The sequence below is a fragment of the Streptomyces sp. NPDC093568 genome (assembly GCF_044764945.1).
In the GTDB taxonomy this organism is placed as follows: Bacteria; Actinomycetota; Actinomycetes; order Streptomycetales; family Streptomycetaceae; genus Streptomyces.
Genome location: NZ_JBIWJD010000008.1, coordinates 53,849 through 72,734, shown reverse-complemented (window position 1 = coordinate 72,734; position 18,886 = coordinate 53,849). Strand labels below are relative to the sequence as shown.

The 18,886-nt window shown below is 73.4% G+C and carries 19 protein-coding genes and 1 pseudogene; 9 read left to right on the top strand and 11 right to left on the bottom strand.

Features of this window, described 5'->3' with window-relative positions; genetic code table 11:
* Positions 1-60: 60 nt before the first annotated feature.
* Together ACIRD7_RS29410 and ACIRD7_RS29405 are read right to left on the bottom strand one after the other, a co-directional pair.
* Positions 61-612, bottom strand: a complete 552-nt coding sequence (locus ACIRD7_RS29410; RefSeq protein ID WP_403458350.1) for a tellurite resistance TerB family protein — start codon at positions 610-612, stop codon at positions 61-63.
* A 106-nt stretch (positions 613-718) separates the two neighbouring features.
* Positions 719-1,039 carry a GYD domain-containing protein gene (locus ACIRD7_RS29405; protein ID WP_403458348.1) on the bottom strand — a complete coding sequence of 107 codons (321 nt, stop codon included), beginning with the start codon at positions 1,037-1,039 and terminating at the stop codon, positions 719-721.
* 127 nt (positions 1,040-1,166) lie between these two features.
* Between ACIRD7_RS29405 and ACIRD7_RS29400 the strand changes: the two are divergent.
* Positions 1,167-1,337 (top strand): annotated as a pseudogene (locus ACIRD7_RS29400) (dihydrofolate reductase); the annotation flags it as partial.
* Between the two features lie 14 nt (positions 1,338-1,351).
* Here ACIRD7_RS29400 and ACIRD7_RS29395 read toward each other — a convergent pair.
* Both ACIRD7_RS29395 and ACIRD7_RS29390 read right to left on the bottom strand, forming a co-directional pair.
* Positions 1,352-3,022 carry a transglycosylase domain-containing protein gene (locus ACIRD7_RS29395; RefSeq protein ID WP_403458346.1) on the bottom strand — a complete coding sequence of 557 codons (1,671 nt, stop codon included), beginning with the start codon at positions 3,020-3,022 and terminating at the stop codon, positions 1,352-1,354.
* Entirely contained in the window at positions 3,019-4,071 is a 1,053-nt protein-coding gene (locus ACIRD7_RS29390) for a sigma factor-like helix-turn-helix DNA-binding protein (protein ID WP_403458344.1), read from the bottom strand. The genes ACIRD7_RS29395 and ACIRD7_RS29390 overlap by 4 nt, the downstream gene beginning before the upstream one ends.
* A gap of 208 nt (positions 4,072-4,279) precedes the next feature.
* On the opposite strand from ACIRD7_RS29390, the gene ACIRD7_RS29385 reads away from it, so the two are divergent.
* Both ACIRD7_RS29385 and ACIRD7_RS29380 read left to right on the top strand, forming a co-directional pair.
* Positions 4,280-4,795 carry a SigE family RNA polymerase sigma factor gene (locus ACIRD7_RS29385; protein ID WP_403458341.1) on the top strand — a complete coding sequence of 172 codons (516 nt, stop codon included), beginning with the start codon at positions 4,280-4,282 and terminating at the stop codon, positions 4,793-4,795.
* Complete coding sequence (locus ACIRD7_RS29380) at positions 4,785-5,498, top strand: hypothetical protein (protein WP_403458340.1); 714 nt, start codon at positions 4,785-4,787, stop codon at positions 5,496-5,498. The genes ACIRD7_RS29385 and ACIRD7_RS29380 overlap by 11 nt, the downstream gene beginning before the upstream one ends.
* Positions 5,499-5,501: 3 nt before the next feature.
* Here ACIRD7_RS29380 and ACIRD7_RS29375 read toward each other — a convergent pair whose 3' ends face one another.
* The 3 genes from ACIRD7_RS29375 to ACIRD7_RS29365 all read right to left on the bottom strand — a co-directional run bounded on the left by ACIRD7_RS29375 (position 5,502) and on the right by ACIRD7_RS29365 (position 10,185).
* The gene (locus ACIRD7_RS29375; RefSeq protein WP_403458337.1) at positions 5,502-8,555 is read right to left on the bottom strand and encodes an FAD-binding and (Fe-S)-binding domain-containing protein; all 3,054 of its coding nucleotides are present in this window, start codon (positions 8,553-8,555) and stop codon (positions 5,502-5,504) included.
* A gap of 78 nt (positions 8,556-8,633) precedes the next feature.
* Positions 8,634-9,203, bottom strand: a complete 570-nt coding sequence (locus ACIRD7_RS29370) for a cysteine hydrolase family protein (protein ID WP_403458335.1) — start codon at positions 9,201-9,203, stop codon at positions 8,634-8,636.
* Between the two features lie 25 nt (positions 9,204-9,228).
* Entirely contained in the window at positions 9,229-10,185 is a 957-nt protein-coding gene (locus ACIRD7_RS29365; protein ID WP_403458333.1) for an LLM class F420-dependent oxidoreductase, read from the bottom strand.
* A gap of 163 nt (positions 10,186-10,348) precedes the next feature.
* On the opposite strand from ACIRD7_RS29365, the gene ACIRD7_RS29360 reads away from it, so the two are divergent.
* Positions 10,349-10,969 (top strand): diguanylate cyclase, encoded by a 621-nt coding sequence (locus ACIRD7_RS29360; protein WP_403458332.1) that lies wholly within the window; start codon positions 10,349-10,351, stop codon positions 10,967-10,969.
* Positions 10,970-11,139: 170 nt separating this feature from the next.
* On the opposite strand, the gene ACIRD7_RS29355 is transcribed toward ACIRD7_RS29360, so the two are convergent.
* Positions 11,140-12,168: a Ppx/GppA family phosphatase gene (locus ACIRD7_RS29355; protein WP_403458330.1), complete on the bottom strand. Its 1,029-nt coding sequence runs from the start codon at positions 12,166-12,168 to the stop codon at positions 11,140-11,142.
* A gap of 42 nt (positions 12,169-12,210) precedes the next feature.
* Positions 12,211-12,387: a hypothetical protein gene (locus ACIRD7_RS29350; protein ID WP_403458328.1), complete on the bottom strand. Its 177-nt coding sequence runs from the start codon at positions 12,385-12,387 to the stop codon at positions 12,211-12,213.
* Positions 12,388-12,585: 198 nt separating this feature from the next.
* On the opposite strand from ACIRD7_RS29350, the gene ACIRD7_RS29345 reads away from it, so the two are divergent.
* Positions 12,586-13,059, top strand: a complete 474-nt coding sequence (locus ACIRD7_RS29345; RefSeq protein ID WP_403458325.1) for an SRPBCC family protein — start codon at positions 12,586-12,588, stop codon at positions 13,057-13,059.
* Between the two features lie 58 nt (positions 13,060-13,117).
* Here ACIRD7_RS29345 and ACIRD7_RS29340 read toward each other — a convergent pair whose 3' ends face one another.
* Entirely contained in the window at positions 13,118-14,341 is a 1,224-nt protein-coding gene (locus ACIRD7_RS29340; RefSeq protein WP_403458324.1) for a cysteine desulfurase-like protein, read from the bottom strand.
* A 134-nt stretch (positions 14,342-14,475) separates the two neighbouring features.
* On the opposite strand from ACIRD7_RS29340, the gene ACIRD7_RS29335 reads away from it, so the two are divergent.
* On the top strand, positions 14,476-15,420 hold the full coding sequence (locus tag ACIRD7_RS29335) for an RNA polymerase sigma-70 factor (protein ID WP_403458321.1): 945 nt from the start codon (positions 14,476-14,478) through the stop codon (positions 15,418-15,420).
* Positions 15,421-15,512: 92 nt separating this feature from the next.
* The gene (locus ACIRD7_RS29330; RefSeq protein ID WP_403458320.1) at positions 15,513-16,724 is read left to right on the top strand and encodes an NAD(P)/FAD-dependent oxidoreductase; all 1,212 of its coding nucleotides are present in this window, start codon (positions 15,513-15,515) and stop codon (positions 16,722-16,724) included.
* 56 nt (positions 16,725-16,780) lie between these two features.
* Here the strand turns inward: ACIRD7_RS29330 and ACIRD7_RS29325 are convergent, their stop codons facing one another.
* Positions 16,781-17,467, bottom strand: a complete 687-nt coding sequence (locus tag ACIRD7_RS29325; RefSeq protein WP_403458317.1) for a DNA alkylation repair protein — start codon at positions 17,465-17,467, stop codon at positions 16,781-16,783.
* A 179-nt stretch (positions 17,468-17,646) separates the two neighbouring features.
* Between ACIRD7_RS29325 and ACIRD7_RS29320 the strand changes: the two genes are divergently transcribed.
* On the top strand, positions 17,647-17,799 hold the full coding sequence (locus ACIRD7_RS29320; protein ID WP_403458314.1) for a hypothetical protein: 153 nt from the start codon (positions 17,647-17,649) through the stop codon (positions 17,797-17,799).
* Positions 17,800-18,055: 256 nt separating this feature from the next.
* Positions 18,056-18,886: an alpha/beta fold hydrolase gene (locus ACIRD7_RS29315; protein ID WP_403458312.1), complete on the top strand. Its 831-nt coding sequence runs from the start codon at positions 18,056-18,058 to the stop codon at positions 18,884-18,886.

The window sequence follows — 18,886 nt, the reverse complement described above, 5'->3', positions numbered from 1 at the left end:
AAGGGTGTGTGCATCCGGCGGGACCACGCGGGTCCCGCCGGTGCCGTCATCGCCCTCGCTTCAGAGGCCGAACTCCTGCGGGGAGAGGTTGAGCACCGAGCACGCCTCGCGCAGCACCTGCTCCTCGGCCGGCGCGATGTACCCGTCGGCGCCCGCCACCACGAAGCCGGTCTGCACGACCGCGCGGGCCTCCGTCGGCTTCTTGGCGGCCTTGGCGATCTCCTGGAGGGCCTCGGCCTTGCCCTGCTGGAAGTTGAACGCCATCTGGTCGACATGCTTGTTGAAGCGCTGGCGCAGCTGCTCCGACGGGAAGTTCTGCAGGACGTCGTTGTTCAGGATCAGCGACTCCACATGCTGGCGCTCGGCCGGGTCGACCTGCCCGTCGGCGGCGGCGACCAGGGCGCACATGGCCATGCTGGCGTCCCGGTAGGCGCCGCTCTTCAACTCCGTCTTGAGCGAGGTGAGCTGGGACTTCAGCGCGCCGACCAGCTGGGCCTTGGACCCTGAGCCGGACCCGCCGGGCCGCCCGTGCCCGCCACCGGCGCCCCGCGCGCCCTGGGCCTGCTGCTGCAAGCCCTTGGCCTGGTCCTTGATCCGATCCCACATAGCCATTCGTGCCACCTCGGCTTCAGCCCGTGTCGTTCAGGTCGTCCGTGCGCGCTTCGCGTGTCACTCGGCCAACGTCCGCCCCCGGCGGGGAGTTCCACGACCCGCCGATTCACTCCCCGGGCGGGCGGAAGCCCACCTGGCGGCGGGCCGCCTCGTCGATCTGCTCCAGGGTGAGCAGCGGGGTGGCCCGGGTGTGGAGGGCGCCGCTGGCCTTGACGGTGAGGCTGACGGCGGCCATGGAGACCGGGTCGGGGAAGTCCACGATGAGCACGATGTCGTCCTGGCCGAACGCGAAGTACATCGCCTCGACCGTGCCGCCGAGGCCGCTGACAACCTGGTCGACGGCGGCCCGGCGCCCGCTCGCACCCTCTCTGAGCAGCCCTTGGGTGCCCTCGGGCGTGTAGGTCGCCTGAATGAGGAACTTCGGCATCGGGACGCTCCCTGCCCATCGCTTGCATCACGGGTCCGCTACGCGCAAGGGCCTTCCCGCTGCCGGTCCGGCCGCACCGGAGCCCGTCCGGATTCACCCGCCTGGGCGGTGACAGGGCCAGTACCTCGCGGCGGGCCTCATCGACGAGTCGCAGCTGCACGTCGTGCCCGCCCTCCTCGGCGCCGGGCTGAGGCTCTTCGACGGCCCGACCGCCGGGCAGCAACGACGCCTAGAGCCGCTCAGGGTCGTCGACACGCCCCTCGCGACCCACCTGAAGTACCGCTTCGTACGGCCGTAGCCCTCGCCGGGGCGCTACCGGGCAGCCCCCCAGACCCCCGCGGCGACCCCCTCCGCGAACTCGACCGGTGACGGCTCGTTCGGCAGCTGGGCCGGTGCCCTCGTGCCCTTCCCGGTGCCCGGCCGGTCGGCGAACAGGGTGACCGTCAGGGTGAGCCGGGGGTCGTACGCGGTGGTCCAGACGGTACGGCGGGTGATGCCGCCGCCCGCCCCGCCGGTCGCGAACACCTTCCCGGCCGCCGCTCCGACGGCCTCGGCGGGGACCGGACCGGCCCCCGTGCGCGCGCCCGCCACCATCGCCTCCTTCTCGTCCAGCACCCGCCGCACGTCCGGCCGCGCCTGGTAGACGGTGCGGCCCTCACGGGTGATACGGGCGACGGTGTACGGCGCCGCGTACGTGCCGTCCGCCGCGAGCGTCGCGTACGCCGACGTCAGGTTCAGCGGGGTCGGCGCGGGGGTCCGCAGCAGCCGGCGCAGCGGCTCGCCCGCGCTCCGCAGCTCGGCGAACGGCTCCAGGACCGTGCCCGCCTCCACCGCCCCGCTGACCGCGTCGTTGAACGGCTGGCGCGCGTAGTCCGAGCCGCCGTACAGCAGCCGCACCGCCCCGTCGCCGGGCACCATCCCCACCACGGCCGTGTGCACCCGGACGCCGCCCTTGCCGCCGGGATGGCCCTGGACCAGCTGGGTGGCGCTGTCCTGGAGGGCCAGGTCGAAGGTGGTCGTCACGTTGTAGCCGCCGCTCGCCAGCTGGTCCTCGGTGATGCCGAGCCGGTCGGCGGCCTCCTTCGCGGCGACGTCGATCAGATACTGCCGCTGCCCCTCGGTCTCACCCGGCGGATAGAACCGGAACGCCGGGAAGCGCGCCGCCGCCCGCTCCCGCGGAGTGATGGTCCCGCCCGCCGCCATCGCGTCCAGCACCCACTCCCAGCGGTCCCGCAGCTTCGCGGTCACCTTCGGATCGGAGCCCGCCTTCTCGTAGTACGACGGGATGTTGACGATGGACGCGAGCGCGGCGCCCTGCGCGACCGTCAGCTGCCGGGCGTCCACGCCGAAGTAGTTGCGCGCGGCGGACTGGATCCCGGCGGCGCCCCGGCCGAAGTACACGGTGTTGAGATAGCCCTGGAGGATCTCGTCCTTGCCGCGGGTGCGGTCCAGCTTGATCGCGATCAGCGCCTCGCGCGCCTTGCGGGACAGCGAACGCTCCGGGCTGAGCAGGGCGTTCTTCACGTACTGCTGGGTGATGGTGGAGCCGCCCTGCTGCTCCCCGCCGGTCAGGGTGGCGAGCGCGGCCCGCGCGATGGCCCGCGGCGAGATCCCGCTGTCCGTGCGGAAGGAACGGTTCTCCGCCGCGATCACCGCCTCCTGCACATGCCGGGGGACCGCCGAGAGAGGGACGTCCTGCCGGTCGACCGGGCCGCGCCGGCCGAGGTAGGCGCCGTCGGTGTCGAGGAACACCGTGCTCTGGGTGACGGTCTCGGGGTGCGGCCGCGGGATGGTCGTCAGCTGGTACGCCACCACGGCCGTCGCGCACAGCGTCGCGAGCAGGGCGAGGAGGGCGTAGCAGAGCTGGCGCAGCCGGCGGGCCCGGGTGCGGCGCAGCCGGATCCGCAGGGGGGCGCGCTCGCGGTGCCGGGGCGCGGCCGGCGTCCCGGGCCTGCCCGGCCGGAGGGTGCGGAAGGGGTTCATGCGCGCCACCACTCACGGTCCGACCGCGCGGCGACCTCGCCCGCGGTGTCGTACACGGTGACGATCCGCTCGTCCCCCTCGGTGGACAGCACGGCCTTCATGTCCCGCTCGGGCACGGGGGCGCTCGCGTACCACAGGCCCCAGCCCGGACTGCCGGCCAGGACGAGGACCTTCGCGGTGGCCCTGCCGCCGCCGGTCCGCACCTCGACGCGGCCCGGCTCGCCGTCCAGCCCGCGGAACAGGCCCGACAGGAAGTACCCGCCGTCCACGGTGTCGATCCGCACGTCCACGCCCGGTTCGTCGAGCGGCGGCCGGCCGTTGTCCCCCGGGAGGGCAACCGGCACCGACCAGTGCCCGCCGTCGGCCGTCAGCCACAGCCGCACCCCCGGCCCGGCGGTCACCCGCTCGCCCGGCGCCACGACCTGGACCGGGCTGGTCGCCGAAGGGGCGCCGCTCCCGGAACTCCCCTCCCCCGTATCGCTGTTGCCGAGCCGCCCGGCGCCGAACAGCAGGGCCGGCACCAGCACCGCCGTACCGGCGGCCCAGGTCACCGTGGCACGACGGCGCCGCCGCATCCGGCCCTCCGCCTCCATGCCGGCCAGCGGCACCTCGGACGGCACGACGTCCTCGACGGCACGGGCGTACACCTCGCGCAGCCGCTCCGGGGCGGCGCCGGCCGCCTTGAGGCCGGCTCTGGCGTCGGCCCGCACCGCGCCCGCCGAGCGGCCCAGCAGCTGGGCGGTCTCCGCGTCCCCGAGCCCCTCCCAGAAGCGCAGCACCAGAACGGCCCGGCGCCGCGCGGCCCGCCGTCCGCGCAGCGGCCGCAGGTGTTCCCGCACCAGACAGCGCCGGACGTGGAAGTCCACGTCGTCGCGCGGCACGCGCCGCCACCGCGCGCACATCCGCGCCAGCGTTCTCCGCACCAGCTCATCGGCCGCACCGGGGTCGTCGGTGAGCAGCCGCGCGGTCACGACCAGCCGGGGCCAGTTGGCTCTGGCGTACGCGGCGAAGTCGTGGCCGGCGGGGAGTTCGGTGGGGGTGGGTGGCACGTGGGTGGTCCTTCGGTCGGCAGCAACTTCTCGGTGGTGCGGGTAGGTTGAGCGGCCGGCGAGCCGACACCGACCGGGAAAGGGAGCCAGGAACGCCGCTGAGCCGTCTTCCCGGTGGGTTGCACCGCGCCGGGTGCGACCTACGGGACCTGTACGCACGGCGGAGGTGGCCGGGTTGCACGGAGAGAACACGGAGTGCGGGGGAGGCATGACCGAGGACGAGTTCGACGCCTTCTACGCGGCCGCGTTCCCGCGGCTGACCGGCCAGTTGTACGCCTTCACCGGCGACCACGGCGAGGCCCAGGACGTCGTGCAGGAGGCGTTCGTCCGGGCCTGGGACCGGCGCCGGCAGTTCCTCGCGGACAGCGCGCCCGAGGCGTGGATCCGCACGGTCGCCATGCGGCTGGCGGTGAGCCGCTGGCGGCGCGCGAAACGCTGGCTGGAACTGGTACGGCGCACGCCGCCGCCCACGTCCACCCCGGGGCCGGACCCCGAGCGCACCGCGCTCGTGGCCGCCCTGCGCGAACTGCCGGAGGCACAGCGGATGGCGATCGTCCTGCACCATTTGTGCGACCTGAGTGTGCAGCAGGTAGCCTCCGAGACGGGTGCGCCCGTCGGCACCGTCAAGGCCAGGCTGGCGCGGGGCCGGGCGGCCCTCGCGAAGCACCTCGCGGTGGACGAGGCCGACGGGGCGGTACGGGAGGGGAGCGGCCGTGTCCGATGAACTCTCCGCCGCACTGCGCGAGTTGGCCGCAAGCCGGGCCACCCAGCCGGTCGTCGACGGCGCCGGGATCCGGGCCCGCGCGACGCGCCGCAGGCGCCGCCGAACCGTCGCGTTCCTCGGCACGGGGACCGCGGCCCTCGTGCTGGTGGGCCTCACGCTGACCCCCGTCCTCGACGGGCACCCGGACCGGCCGGCCGCGCCCCGGATCCCGGCGTCCGACGGGACCCCGAGCGGCCCGGCGCAGTCCGTGCCGCCCTCGCCCTCCCCCACCCCCTCGCCCGTCACCGGCACGCTCCGCCCGGCCGAGCGCCTCCTCACGGTCGACCGCCGGAAACTGCCGATCGTCTCGCTGCCCGACGGCCGGATCGGGGTCACGGGCCCGCTGACGGTGACCGCCAGGCACACCGCCCTGGCCCTGCCCGCCGAAGCGTCCGCCAAGGACGCCGTCAAGGCGGACGTCCCCTACGTGGTCGAACTGCGCGACCCGATGGACCGCAGCCTCTACATCGGCACCTACACCAAGGAGCAGGCCCTCGGTGTGTACGGAATCTCCGGCGACTGGATCGGCCTCGACGCCGGGGACGCCAAGTGGTTCTACTCCCGCGTCCGCCCCGGCGACCGCATGGCGCTGACGACGGTGGTCGCACCGGGCGACGACCCCTCCGCGCGCGCGTCGGCCACCAGGAGGCGGCCGGGCGCGTGAGGGTCAGGAACGGCGCAGCCGGGCCACCGCCCCCAGGGCCGCCGCGCCGGTCAGCGCGGCGGCACCCGCGGTGGTCGCCCAACGGGCCCCGCGGGAGGGAGGGGCACTGCGCCGGGCCAGCCGCTCGGGACGGTCGGCGGGCAGGTCGCCGTCGAGGCCGAGAGCCAGTGCCTCGGCGAGGTGCAGGGCGCGGCGGCCGGTGTCGCCCTGCTCGATCTGGGTGCGGCAGCTGAAGCCGTCGGCGAGCACCAGGTCACCGGGCGGGGCGGCGCGCACGGCGGGCAGCACGCCCAACTCGCCCACCGCCATCGACACTTCGTGGTGCCCGCGCTCGAAGCCGAAGTTCCCGGCGAGTCCGCAGCAGCCCTCGTCGAGGACATCGGCGTTCAGCCGGGCGCGGCGCATCAGCTCGCGGTCGGCGTCGAAGCCGAGGACCGCGTGCTGGTGGCAGTGCGTCTGCACGGTCGCGCCGCGCGACAGCCGGGGCGGGCGCCAGCCGTCGGGCGCGTGGTGCACGAGCTGCTCGGCGAAGGTACGCGTCCGCTCGGCGAGCCGTCGTACGTCCTGGTCGTCGGGGAGCAGTTCGGGGCCGTCGGAGCGCAGCACGGCGGTGCAGGACGGTTCGAGGCCGACGACCGGGGTGCCCGCGTCGAGGTACGGCCGCAGGACCCGCAGGCCACGCCGCAACACCCGCTTGGCCAGGGCCGGCTGGCCGGTGGAGATCCAGGTCAGCCCGCAGCAGACCGGCTCCTCGGGCACGGCGATCCGGAAGCCGGCGTCCGTGAGGATCCGTACCGCGGAGATCGCCACGGCGGGGTGGAAGTGGTTGGCGAACGTGTCCGGCCACAGCAGCACGGTCGCCGGGTCTGCCGGGTCGGGCGGCTCGGTGCCGAGGGCACGCCACCAGCGGGCGAAGGACCGCTCCGCGAAGACCGGCGCCTGCCGGGCCGGATCCACTCCCGCGAGCCGCCGTCCGGCCCGGCCGAGGCCGGGGGCGCTCAGCAGACCGTTCGCCAGGCGCGGGGCACGCTCGGCCAGCTGGGCCCACAGCGGCAGCCAGCCCATCGAGTAGTGCGCGGCGGGGCGTGGCCGGCCGGCGTAGTGGTGGGCGAGGAACTCGGCCTTGTAGGTGGCCATGTCGACACCCGTCGGGCAGTCCGACTTGCAGCCCTTGCAGGCCAGGCAGAGGTCGAGGGCGTCACGGACCTCGGTGGAGCGCCAGCCGTCGGTGACCGGGGATTCGGGATGCCCGTCGAGCATCTCGAACAGCAGCCGTGCCCGGCCGCGCGTCGAGTGCTCCTCCTCCCGGGTGGCCCGGTAGGAGGGGCACATCACGCCGCCCCGCTCGGTGCGGCAGTTGCCGATGCCGACGCACCGCAGCACCGCCCGGCCGAAGGAGTGGTCGTCCTCGGGGTAGCCGAAGTGGGTGCCGGGCGTGGCCGGGCGCCAGGCGGGGCCCAGCCGCAGCTGCCCGTCGACCGGGTTCGGGTCGACGACCTTGCCCGGGTTCATCAGATCGCCCGGGTCGAACAGCGACTTGAGCTCGCCGAACGCGGTCACGAGCCGCTCGCCGAACATCCGCGTCAGCAGCTCGCCCCTGGCCTGACCGTCGCCGTGCTCGCCGGACAGCGAGCCGCCGTAGGACGCCACGAGGTCCGCGGCCCGCTCCAGGAAGCGGCGGAAGTCCGCCACGCCCGCGGCCGAGGTCAGCCCGAAGGGGATCCGGGTGTGCACACAGCCCTGCCCGAAGTGGCCGTACAGGGACGGGTGGTCGTAGTCGAACTCCGCGAACAGCCGTTTCAGGTCGCGCAGATAGTCGCCGAGCCGCTCGGGCGGCACAGCCGAGTCCTCCCAGCCCTCCCAGGTCTCCCGGTCGTCCGGCGGGCGGGCGGTCACCCCGAGCCCGGCCTCGCGGGCCTTGAGCATCCGCTGCTCGCGTGCGGGGTCGTCGGAGAAGGCGACCGAGGGGTCCTTCTCGCCCCGGCCGACGGCCGCCAGCAGCGCGTGCGCCTGCTCGTCGACGTCCTCCCGGCTGTCGCCGCCGAACTGCACCAGCAGCCAGCTGTCGCCCTCCGGCAGTGTGTCGAGGGAGTCGAGATGAGCGTGTTCCTCACGCATCAGCTGCGCCATCCGCCCGTCCAGGGCCTCCAGTTGGGTGGGGGAGCAGTGCTCCAGGAGCCGCGGTACGGCGTCGGCGGCCCGGCAGATGTCGTCGTACCCGAGGACCAGCAGCGACTGGAACGGCGGGACCGGCACCAGATCGAGTTCGGCGCGCAGCACGGTGACCAGGGTGCCCTCGCTGCCGACCAGGGCGCGGGCGACGTCGAAGCCGTTCTCCGGGAGCAGCGCGTCGAGGTTGTAGCCGGAGACCCGGCGCGGCAGCTTCGGGAAGCCGCGCCGGATGTCCCCCAGATACGTGGTGACGAGGCGGTCGAGGCCGGCGTAGAGCTCGGCCCGGCGTCCGCCCGCGGCGGCGATCCGCGCCCGCTCGTCGGGCGAGGTGGGCCCCACCCACATGCGCAGCCCGTCGGCGGTGAGGACCTCCAGCCGGCGGACGTTGTCCACGGTCTTGCCGTACGCCTGCGCGGACGCCCCGCACGCGTTGTTGCCGATCATCCCGCCGAGGGTGCAGTGGCTGTGCGTCGAGGGCCTCGGCCCGAACTGGAGCCGGTGGGCGGCGAGTCGCCGGTCCAGTTCGTCGAGGACGACGCCGGGCTCGACGACACACGTCCGGGCATCGGGGTCGACGTGGGCCACGGCGTGGCAGTACTTGCTCCAGTCGATCACCACGCCCGTGTTCGTCGCCTGCCCGGCCAGGCTCGTCCCGCCGCCCCGGGCCGTCACGGGGACGCCGTGCCGGGCACAGACCTCCACGGCACGGGCGCCCGCGTCCACACTTCGGGGGACGACGACACCGAGCGGGACCTGCCGGTAGTTGGAGGCGTCGGTGGCGTAGGCGGCCCGGCTGCCGGGATCGAAGCGGACCTCGGCGTCGGTCTCGGCGCGCAGCGCGGCCACCAGGGAGTCGGGAGGTGTTCCGGGGGCGCGCCGGCTCATGATCGGGCCTCCGAGGTCCGCGGGGTCGGTCGGGTGCCGCCCCGGGTACCCGCGTGCGGCGCGCGTAACGGCCGCGCGCTACCGGGAGGGCGGGCCGAAGTCGACCGCCTTCGCCGCCACGACCCGGGCGCCCATGTTGCGTTCCATCATTTCCAGGGCGGCTTCCGCCAGGTGCGGATGGATGGATGCGACGGCGTCGTCCGGCACGGTGACCCCCAGATGCCGGATGTGCGCGTCCAGCGCCGAGTACAGCACGCACTGCTCGGTCACCTGACCGCACAGCACCACGTGCCGCACGCCCAGTTTCCACAGCAGGTAGGACAACGGCGTCTCGTAGAAGATCGAGTGACGGGCCTTCACCACGAACAGCGAGTCGTCGTCGGGCTTGATCGGTTCGATCAGCTCGGCGTGCGATCCCGCCAGGGCGGTCTCGACGAGTTCCCCGTGGTGGGAGCGCCAGCTCCCGAAGTTGTCGTTCGCGTAGATCACGGGTACGTCCGCCTCCCGTGCCCTGCCGATGAGGTCCACCAGGACCGGAACGACCCGCCGGGCGGACGGTTCGAGCAGCTCGGCGTCCTCGTGATCGTAGGTGTTGATCATGTCGATCACGACGAGGGCGAGTTTCCTCGTGTCCGCCGACCCGGTCACGGTCTTGCCTGCCTTCGAGCGCCTGTCAGCCGCGCAGGGCCGGCAGGATCTTGGTCCGGTAGAAGTCGAAGAAGCCCTGCTGGTCCTTGCCGATCTGGTTGACGTACACGGTGTCGAACCCGGCGTCCGCGAACGCCGTCAGGGCCCGCAGATGGTCGTCCGGATCGTCACCGCACGGCACGGCGTCCGCCATCCGCTCCTCGGTGACCAGCGTCGACGCCTGCTCGAAGTGGCTGGGGGTGGGCAGGATCTGCGGGAGCTCCCCGGGCAGCTGCTCGTTGGCCCACAACCGGTGCGCGGTGCGCAGCGCCTCGCGCCGGTCCGGGCCCCAGCACACCTTGAGTCCGCCGTACACCGGGTTGGCGCCGCCCCCGCCGCGGCGGAAGCGCTCGACCATGGTGACGTCGGGCGTCATGGTGATCAGCCCGTCGCCGATGCGCGCGGCGACCTCGGCGGCCTGCGGACCGAAGGCGGAGACGTCGATGGGCACCGGGTCGTCGGGCACCGTGTAGAGACGGGCGTTCTCGACCGTGTAGTGCTTGCCGCGGTGGCTGGTCCGCTCGCCGGTGAGCAGCTGCCGGATGATCTGCAACGCCTCCTCCAGCATCTCCAGGCGGACCGACGCCTCGGGCCAGTGGGTGCCCAGGATGTGCTCGTTGAGGGCCTCCCCGGTGCCGACGCCCAGCCGGAAGCGGCCGCCCAGCTGTACGGCGCTGGTGGCGGCGGCCTGGGCGATCACGGCGGGATGCGTGCGGACGAGGGGACAGGTCACCGCCGTTTCGACGGGCAGTGAGACGGCCTGCGAGAGGGCGCCGATCACGGACCACACGAACGGGCTCTGGCCCTGGGCGTCGTTCCAGGGATGGAAGTGGTCGGAGATCCACAGCGAGTCGAAGCCGGCCTGCTCGGCCATCCGGGCCTGTTCGACGAGCTCTGCCGGGCCGTGCTCCTCGCACGACAGGAAGTATCCGACGTCGGCCATGCGCGTTCTCCCAGCTGAGGCGGGTGTGTGCGGTCCGCGGTCGCCGCGCCGGGTACCCGGTGGCCCGGCCGGGCTAACGGGATAACGGCCGGGTATTCGCCGGGGCCGGGCGGGTACTGGGACGCGGACCACGGGACATGGACGACATTCACGGGAGGCCCCCATGGCGTCACGGACCCTGCCCCGCCTGACCCGGCGCACCGCCGCGCCGGAGCCGCCGGTCCCCTCGGCGGACGTCGAGGACGCCGCCCGCCGGTTCCTGCTGCTCGGGATCCTCCCGCTCTGGGTGGTGCCCGGACTCGCGGACTGGTGGATGCACCGGCGGACCCGCATCGAGCACACCAGCGGGGTGAAGGAGTCCGCCGTCCACGCGCTGATGATGACCGAGGCCGGAGTGCCGGTCGTCATGGGACTGCTGGCCCGGGTGAACCCCCTGGTGCTCACCACGATGGGGGCGGCCGCGGTGGCCCACGGCGCGACGGCCCTGTACGACGTGTCGCTGGCCACCGGTGAACGCGAGATCAAGCCGATCGAGCAGCACATCCACAGCTTCCTGGAGGTGCTCCCGCTGACGGCGCTGGCGTTCACCGCCTGCCTGCACCCCGACCAGGTCCGCGCGACGCTGCGCGGCGGAACGCGGCCCCAGGACTGGCGCCTGCTGCCCAAGGAGCGCCCGCTGCGCGGCGCGTATCTCGCGGGGCTCGGCGCCGTCATCGGGCTGGGGGTCGCCCTGCCGTACGCCGAGGAGCTGTGGCGTTGCGTACGGGTGCGGTCCGGACGGTAGGCCCTTCGGTCGGGACACCGGCCGGGTGCGGGCCCTTCGGTCGGGACACCGACCGGGTCCAGGATCCCGCCGGTCGGGACACCGGCTGGGTGCGGGTCCCTGCTGGTCGGGATACCGGCCGGGTGCGGGCCCCGCCGGTCAGGACACCGGCCAGGTGAGGGCCCCGGCGGTCAGGACACCGACGTCGGCTTCGCCACCCGCAGCGGCCGTGGGCCGACCGGCACCCCGTCCACGCCCGAGCCGACGCCGTCGTACCGCTCCAGGTCGGCCCACCAGTCGGCGCCCTCCTCCAGATAGCGCAGGAGGATGCCCTCGCGCAGCGCCCAGGGGCACAGGACGAGGGTCTTCACGCCGCTGAGCTTCATCGCCGAGTGCCCGATGATCGCTCCCGCCAGGCTCTGCCGGGCCCGCGGCGCGGAGATGCCGCGCAGTCCGGCCCGTTCGGCGACGGACAGCCCGACCATCCGGTCGACCGCCTGGCGCAGGTCGCGGCGGTCCAGGACCCGCTCCATGAACGGTCCGTGCCGCCCCGGCGCCGCGCCGCACAGCCGCGCCAGCTGCTGGAGCGTGCGGGATGTGGCGACGGCGGTGTGCGGATGCTCCCAGCGGATCCGCGCGGAGACGTCCCGCAGCTCGTGCCGCACCTTGCGGCGCAGGGCGCTCACCTCGGACGCCGTCGGCGGGTCGGTCGTACGGAAGAACTCGTTGGTCAGCCGGTTGGCGCCGAGCGGCAGGGAGGCCGCGAACTCGGGTGTCCGGCCCCGTCCGAAGGCCACTTCCAGGCTGCCGCCGCCGATGTCGAAGAGGGCCAGCGGGCCCGAGCGCCAGCCCATCCAGCGCCGGGCGCCCAGGAACGTCAGCCGGGCCTCCGCCTCCCCCGGCAGCACGCGCAGCCGCAGTCCGGTGCGGCTGTGCACCGCCCGCAGGACGTCCGCCCGGTCGGGCGCGTCCCGCACCACGGCGGTGGCGAAGGCCAGCGGCTCCGGCGCGTCCCACTGCCGGGCCATCTCGATCGCCGAGTGCAGTGCCTTGATCAGGTGCTCGGTGGCCGCCTCCCCCAGGCGGCCGTCGTCGTCGACCTGTTCGGAGAGCCGCAGTTTCCACTTCGCGGTGTGTACCGGGAGCGGCACCCCGTCCCCCACGTCACACACGGCCAGTCGGACCGTGTTGGAACCCGTATCCAGCACACTTATTCTCACTGCGGCTGCGTACCCGGCGGGCGGCGTTTGATGCTCAGGGCCTCAGTCGTCGCCCCGGACGATGTTCCACTCGGCGCTCGCGTGGGCCGAGTTCGTGGAGCTTCTCTCCTCCACGGCGGCCAGGCAGGTGCGGATCGGCTTGCCTCGTCGCTGACGGGCCTTCGTCCAGCCCGTCTCCGGTACGTGCAGTACTTCCCTCTTGGCGGTGCGCGCGGTCACGGCCCTTCAACTTCTCTCTGGCTTCGTTGGAGCCCCTTCGGACTCTCGGTGACGTCCCGGACGGGTTCCCCGAGCCGCGGCCCGAAAACGCGGCATCCCTCACACCCCGTGCCCCGGGAAGCCGCCACCCCGACGATCTTTCACCCCGGGCAACCCGGGTACCCGGCGCCTTGTACACCCACGACCAAGGAGGGATCGATGAGCACGGTCAAGGAAACGGTCGAGGTGGAGGTCCCGCTGAGCAGGGCCTACAACCAGTGGACCCAGTTCGAGGACTTCCCCCAGTTCATGGAGGGCGTCGACGAGGTCACCCAGCTCGACGACCGGCACAACCACTGGACCACCAGCATCGGCGGGGTGCGGCGCGAGTTCGACACGGAGATCGTCGACCAGCTCGCGGACGACCGGATCACCTGGCGGACCATCGGCGGCGACACACGCCAGCGCGGTTCGGTCCGCTTCGAGCGGCTGGACGACTCGCACACCCGGGTGGAGCTCACGATGGACGTCGAGCCGACCGGCGTCGCCGAGAAGGGCGCGGACGCGCTCGGCATGATCGACCGCCGGGTCAAGGGTGACCTGCGCCGCTTCAAGGACTACGTCGAGGGCGGCGGGCCCACCGGCGGCTGGCGCGGCCGCATCCGCCCGCAGGACCCGGGCGCCGGTTTCTGACCGGCACCCGGCACCCGGCAGCCGCGAAGGCCAACCTGCACCCGGCCCCGCGGACGCCTCACGAGCCCGGCGCCGCCGACAGGAACCCGGCGAGCCCGTCCAGGAAGCGGTCCACGTCGTCCTCGGTGTTGTAGGGCGCCAGGCCCGCCCGCAACGCGGGGTCGTCGAGCTTCAGCGCGGTGAAGGGCTCGTACGCGTAGAACGACCCCGCCGGCGCCACCACGCCCCGCGCGGCCAGGTGGGCCTGGGCCGCGCGGGCGTCGCGGCCGGCGAGGCTCATCAGGAGCGTCGGGGTGCGGTCGGCGGCCTTCGAGTGCACGGTGAGCGCGTCGCCCAGGTCCCGCAGGCCGTCCTGGAGCCGGGACCGCAGCGACCGCTCGTGCTCGTGCAGGGCGGCCAGCGAACGCGCGAGCCGTTCCCTGCGCCCGGCCGCCGGGCCCGCGCCCGGGTCCATCGCCGCGAGGAAGTCGACGGCCGCGGTGGTGCCCGCCAGGACCTCGTACGGCAGCGTGCCGAACTCGAAGCGCTCCGGCACGGTGTCGGGGGAGGGCAGCAGCTTGTCCGGGCGCAGGGTGCCGAGGAGTTCGGGCGCGGCCCCGAGCACCCCGCAGTGCGGTCCGAGGAACTTGTACGGCGAGCAGACGAACAGGTCCGCGCCGAGCGCGGGCACGTCCACCAGGTGGTGGGCGGCGTAGTGGACACCGTCGACGTACACCAGGGCGCCCGCCTCGTGGGCCAGGTCGGCGATGCGGCGCACGGGCGGCTTGGTGCCGAGCACGTTGGAGGCCGCCGTCACCGCGACCAGCCGGGTCCGGGGCGTCAGGGCGCGTGCGTAGGAGTCGAGGTCCAGCTCCGTCGTCTCCGGGTCGACCTCGATCCAGCGGACCGTCACCCCGGCGCGCTCGGCCGCCTGCGCCCAGGGGCGGACGTTGGAGTCGTGGTCCAGCCGGCTGAGGACGATCTCGTCGCCCGCGCGCCAGTCCTTGGCCAGGTGGCGGGAGAAGTCGTACGTCAGCTGGGTGGCGCTGCGTCCGTGGACGACGCCGTTCGCGGGCACGTTCAGCAGGTCCGCGCAGGCGGCGCGGAAGCCGGCGACGGCGCGCTCGGCGTTGAGCTCGGACGGGCTGACGGCGCCCCGGTTGGACAGCGGGCCGGTGAGCGTCGCGGCGATGGCGTCGGCGACCGGACGCGGTGTCTGCGTCCCGCCCGGACCGTCGAAGAAGGCGAGGCCGCTGTCGAGGGCGGGGAAGTGGGCCCGCAGGGCGGTGACGTCGATGGCCATGCTCTCGGCTTTCTGTCGGACGGGGTCGTTCGGCACCGGGCGGCACCCGGCGTCGTCGGGGGTGCCCCTACCCTCGCGGCGGCCCCGCGCCACGCGCAGCCGGCGATCCCGTTGGGAAAGCTAGGATCCGGCCCATGGCCCTGACCCTGAACGACGTGGACCGGTTCGAGGCGGCGCGACCCCGGCTGGGCGCCATCGCCTACCGCCTGCTCGGCTCCGCGAGCGAGGCCGAGGACGCCGTACAGGAGACGTTCCTGCGCTGGCAGGCCGCCGACGTCGACCGGGTCGAGGTCCCCGAGGCGTGGCTGACGAAGGTCCTTACCAACCTGTGCCTCAACCAGCTCACCTCGGCCCGCGCGCGCCGCGAGACCTACGTGGGCCAGTGGCTGCCCGAGCCGCTGCTCGAGGGCGACCCGATGCTCGGCCCGGCCGACACCGCCGAGCAGCGCGAGTCGGTCTCGTTCGCGGTCCTCGCCGTGCTGGAGCGCCTGTCCCCGGGCGAGCGGGCGGTGTACGTGCTGCGCGAGGCCTTCGGTTACGCGCACCGCGAGATCGCCGAGATCCTCGACCTCACCGAGGCCGCGAGCCAGCAGATCTTCCACCGGGCCAGGAAGCACGTCGCGGCGGGCAAGGCCCGCACCGAGGTCGACGAGGCCGCCGCCCGGCGGATCGTCGAGGAGTTCCTCGCCGCCGCCACCAGCGGCCGTACCGAGCCGCTGGTGGCGCTGCTCACCCAGGACGCCGTCTCGATCGGCGACGGCGGCGGGAAGGTCCCGGCCCGGGCCAAGGCGTTCGAGGGCGCGGTGGCGGTCGCGAAGTTCATGCGGGGTCTGTTCAAGCCCAGCGCGGCCAAGCGCTCTCTCGTCGGCGGGTCCATGGAGGTGTACGCCACCACCGCCAACGGCGACCCGGCCGTGGTCGCGGTCGTCGCCGGGCGGGTCGTCGGCATCATGTGCCTGGAGGTGACCGCGGACGGCATCGCCGGGTTCCGCAACCAGGTCAACCCCGACAAACTCGACCGCGCGACCGAGCGATGGGCGGCGACGGACCACGGGGAGCCCCTGTTCCTCGCGTTCTGACCATGATGTGACGTGCTTCACACCCGGTTCCTGTCAGGAAACGGCGGGCCGTCCGGTTCAAGGGGCGAACCCGATGCAGACAGGAGCCGGACATGCAGCACCGCATCGTCGTCCTCGGAGCCGGATACTCCGGAGCCATCGCCGCCGGTCGCCTCGCCAGGCGGCTGCACCGCGAGGATGTCGCCATCACCCTCGTCAACGCCGAACCCGACTTCGTCGAGCGCGTGCGGATGCACCAGCTCGCGGTCGGCCAGGACCTCAAGGCCCGCCCCTTCAGCGAGATGTTCGCGGGCACCGGCGTCGAACTGAGGCTCGCCAGGGTCACGGGCGTCGACGCCGACCGCAGGAGGGTCCACGTCGTCGACACGCACGGCGGCGAGGGGGCCGATCCCGAGGAGCTGGAGTACGACACCCTCGTGTACGCCCTCGGCAGCGACTGGAACGACCACGGCGTCCCCGGCGCCGCCGAGCACGCCCACCAGATCGCCGGGCGCGCCGGAGCCCTCCGGCTGCGCGAGCGCCTGGCCCAGCTGGCCGCCGGACAGTCCGTGCTCGTGGTCGGCGGCGGTCTCACCGGCCTGGAGGCCGTGACCGAGATCGCCGAGGCCCGCCCCGACCTCGACGTCGCGCTGGCCGCCCGTGCCGGTCTCGGCGACTGGCTCTCGCCCAAGGGCGCCCGGCATGTGCGCAAGGTCTTCGACCGGCTCGGCATCACGGTCCACGAGCACACCGAAATCACCGCCGTCGACGCCGACCGCGTGACCACCGCCGACGGCACGGCCATCCCGGCCGCGGTGACCGTGTGGACCGCCGGCTTCGCCGTACACCCGATCGCGCGGAACACCACCCTGGAGGTCACCGACACCGGCCGGATCGTGGTCGACGGCACCATGCGCTCGGTCTCGCACCCGGAGGTGTACGCCGTCGGCGACGCCGCCCTGGCGATGGGCCCCGGCGACAAGCCGCTGCGGATGTCCTGCGCCTCGGGCACCCCCATGGCCTGGCAGGCCGCCGACTCCATCGCGGCCCGGCTGACCGGCGGCAAGCTGCCGGACGCCCCCCTGCGCTACTTCAACCAATGCGTCTCGCTCGGCCGCAAGGAGGGCCTGATCCAGTACGTCACCGCCGACGACCGCGCCGTGAACGCGGCCCTGACCGGCCGGTTCGCCGCCGGCTACAAGGAGCTGGTCTGCAAGGGCGCCGCCTGGGGAGTCGCCAACCCGATGCTCGGCATCCCGACCCGACGCCGCCGTGTCGTGCGACAGCCGGCGAAGGCGGGTTCGGCGGTCGGGACGGCGGCCTGATCCGCCCGCCGCGGCGGGTGCCCGTGCCGCGGGCGCCCGCCGCGGCGGACCGCTTCCTACCGCCCGTCCTTCCGACGCACCATCTCGTTGATCCACTCCGGTGCGAACGGGGACGTACAGCCCGGGGGAGTCGGATAGTCCTTCAGCACCTCCAGGCGCTCACCGATGTCGAGCGCACGGGCGCGGTGCGCCGGGTGCTCGATCCCGATCTGGGCCAGGCAGTGGTTCATGGCCCACTGCAGCCGGTCCGGGGCGTCCTTCATCCGGGCCTCGACGATGTCGAGCAGCCCCCCGAGGTCGAGGCCCTCGGGCTTCTTCGCCACGCGTTCGGTGGTCAGCGCCCACCCGGCACTGGCGACCACCGGATCCGGATCAGCGAACCACGCCTGCCGCAGCTCCTCGCAGTGCGGGCTCTTCTTCACCACGTAGTTCACGAGCCAGTCGTGCACCTTGGGCGTGCGGGCCTCGCGCAGCATGCCGTCCAGCTCGTCCCGCCCGAAGGCCTTCGGCCGGCACACCAGCAGGGCGAGCAGCCGAGCCGCGCTGTCCCCGGTCCCCCAGAGCCGGACCGCGAGCTCCTGCTGGGTCTTCAGCCGCTTGGCGAGCGCCCGCAGCTTGCCGAGGTTCACCCCGTGATCGTCACCGTGCCGCTCGTTCACGGCCCGCGCCTTGGGATCCTCCAGCCCGGCCAGCTCCGCCATGACCTCGGCCAGCATGGCGTCGATCGACGTCGGTACGGCCATGTGGGCCTCCTGTCCTTCGGGTGCGGGGTCCGGGCGGGGTTCAGCCTAAGCGGGACGCCGGCCGGGATCAGTCGCCGGAATGTCCCCAGAAGAAGATCTCCCGGGGCTCCCCCTGGTCGTCGTGCAGCACCGCGCACGGGCCGACCCATCGCGAGCGGGGGAACACGTCGAAGTCCTTGATGTGGGCACGGGTCAGCCGGTCCGTCCTCCTGGACGTGTTCCATGTGCTGGGGCCCGACGACACCCCGGACTACAACACCGTCGAGCCCGTGACGGCCGAGGAGGCGCGCGAGCTCCTGGCCTCCAGGTCCTCGTGGTACGGCACGCAGTAGTCCCAGTCCGAAGCCCCCACCGCACGTCTCCCTTCGCGTCCTCCTCGAGACTTCGCGTTCTCCTCGAGACGCCGGAAGCCAACAGCCGGCACTGACATCCCGTCGGCCGTCTGCGGATGTGCCCTTCCCGCCCCGAGCGTAATGTGACGCGGGTACGTCCAGACCGCGCCCACCCCAGGGCGTGAATTCGTCGGTCCGCGTGCCCCCCACACCCGTTGTGCCGCCGGGGCGCGCCCGGACGAGCGGAGGATCAGCGATGGGTACAGTCACCACCGACGACGGCACCACGATCTTCTACAAGGACTGGGGTCCACGCGACGGCCAGCCGGTCGTCTTCCACCACGGATGGCCCCTGAGCGCCGACGACTGGGACAACCAGATGTTGTTCTTCCTGGCGCAGGGCTACCGCGTCATCGCCCACGACCGCCGCGGCCACGGACGCTCCACCCAGACCGCGACCGGCCACGAGATGGACACCTACGCCGCGGACGTGATCGCCCTCACGGACGCGCTCGACCTCCAGGGCGCCGCCCACATCGGCCACTCCACCGGCGGCGGCGAGGTCGCCCGCTACGTCGCCCGTGCCAAGCCGGGCCGCGTCTCCAAGGCGGTGCTGGTGGGCGCGGTGCCGCCCATCATGCTCCAGACGGAGTCCAACCCGGGCGGCCTGCCCCTGGAGGTCTTCGACGGCTTCCGCGACGGTGTCGCCGCCAACCGGGCGCAGTTCTTCATCGACATCCCCTCCGGGCCGTTCTACGGCTTCAACCGCCCGGGTGCGAAGGTGTCACAGGGACTGATCGACAACTGGTGGCGGCAGGCCATGATGGGCGCGGCCAACGCCCACTACGAATGCGTCAAGGCGTTCTCGGAGACCGACTTCACCGAGGACCTCAAGCAGATCGACGTACCGGTCCTCGTCTGCCACGGCACCGACGACCAGGTCGTCCCGTACGACGACTCGGCGCCCCTGACGGCCGAACTCCTCAAGAACGGCACGCTCAAGACGTACGAGGGTCTCCCGCACGGGATGCTGTCGACGCACCCCGAGCTCCTCAACCCCGACATCCTGGCGTTCCTGCGGTCCTGA

Excerpts from the sequence above, each read along its gene's own strand:
- ACIRD7_RS29410 (WP_403458350.1), bottom strand. The coding sequence starts at position 612 with ATGGCTATGTGGGATCGGATCAAGGACCAGGCCAAGGGCTTGCAGCAG.
- ACIRD7_RS29405 (WP_403458348.1), bottom strand. The coding sequence starts at position 1,039 with ATGCCGAAGTTCCTCATTCAGGCGACCTACACGCCCGAGGGCACCCAA.
- ACIRD7_RS29395 (WP_403458346.1), bottom strand. The coding sequence starts at position 3,022 with ATGAACCCCTTCCGCACCCTCCGGCCGGGCAGGCCCGGGACGCCGGCC.
- ACIRD7_RS29385 (WP_403458341.1), top strand. The coding sequence starts at position 4,280 with ATGACCGAGGACGAGTTCGACGCCTTCTACGCGGCCGCGTTCCCGCGG.
- ACIRD7_RS29375 (WP_403458337.1), bottom strand. The coding sequence starts at position 8,555 with ATGAGCCGGCGCGCCCCCGGAACACCTCCCGACTCCCTGGTGGCCGCG.
- ACIRD7_RS29365 (WP_403458333.1), bottom strand. The coding sequence starts at position 10,185 with ATGGCCGACGTCGGATACTTCCTGTCGTGCGAGGAGCACGGCCCGGCA.
- ACIRD7_RS29360 (WP_403458332.1), top strand. The coding sequence starts at position 10,349 with ATGGCGTCACGGACCCTGCCCCGCCTGACCCGGCGCACCGCCGCGCCG.
- ACIRD7_RS29345 (WP_403458325.1), top strand. The coding sequence starts at position 12,586 with ATGAGCACGGTCAAGGAAACGGTCGAGGTGGAGGTCCCGCTGAGCAGG.
- ACIRD7_RS29340 (WP_403458324.1), bottom strand. The coding sequence starts at position 14,341 with ATGGCCATCGACGTCACCGCCCTGCGGGCCCACTTCCCCGCCCTCGAC.
- ACIRD7_RS29335 (WP_403458321.1), top strand. The coding sequence starts at position 14,476 with ATGGCCCTGACCCTGAACGACGTGGACCGGTTCGAGGCGGCGCGACCC.
- ACIRD7_RS29330 (WP_403458320.1), top strand. The coding sequence starts at position 15,513 with ATGCAGCACCGCATCGTCGTCCTCGGAGCCGGATACTCCGGAGCCATC.
- ACIRD7_RS29325 (WP_403458317.1), bottom strand. The coding sequence starts at position 17,467 with ATGGCCGTACCGACGTCGATCGACGCCATGCTGGCCGAGGTCATGGCG.
- ACIRD7_RS29320 (WP_403458314.1), top strand. The coding sequence starts at position 17,647 with ATGTGGGCACGGGTCAGCCGGTCCGTCCTCCTGGACGTGTTCCATGTG.
- ACIRD7_RS29315 (WP_403458312.1), top strand. The coding sequence starts at position 18,056 with ATGGGTACAGTCACCACCGACGACGGCACCACGATCTTCTACAAGGAC.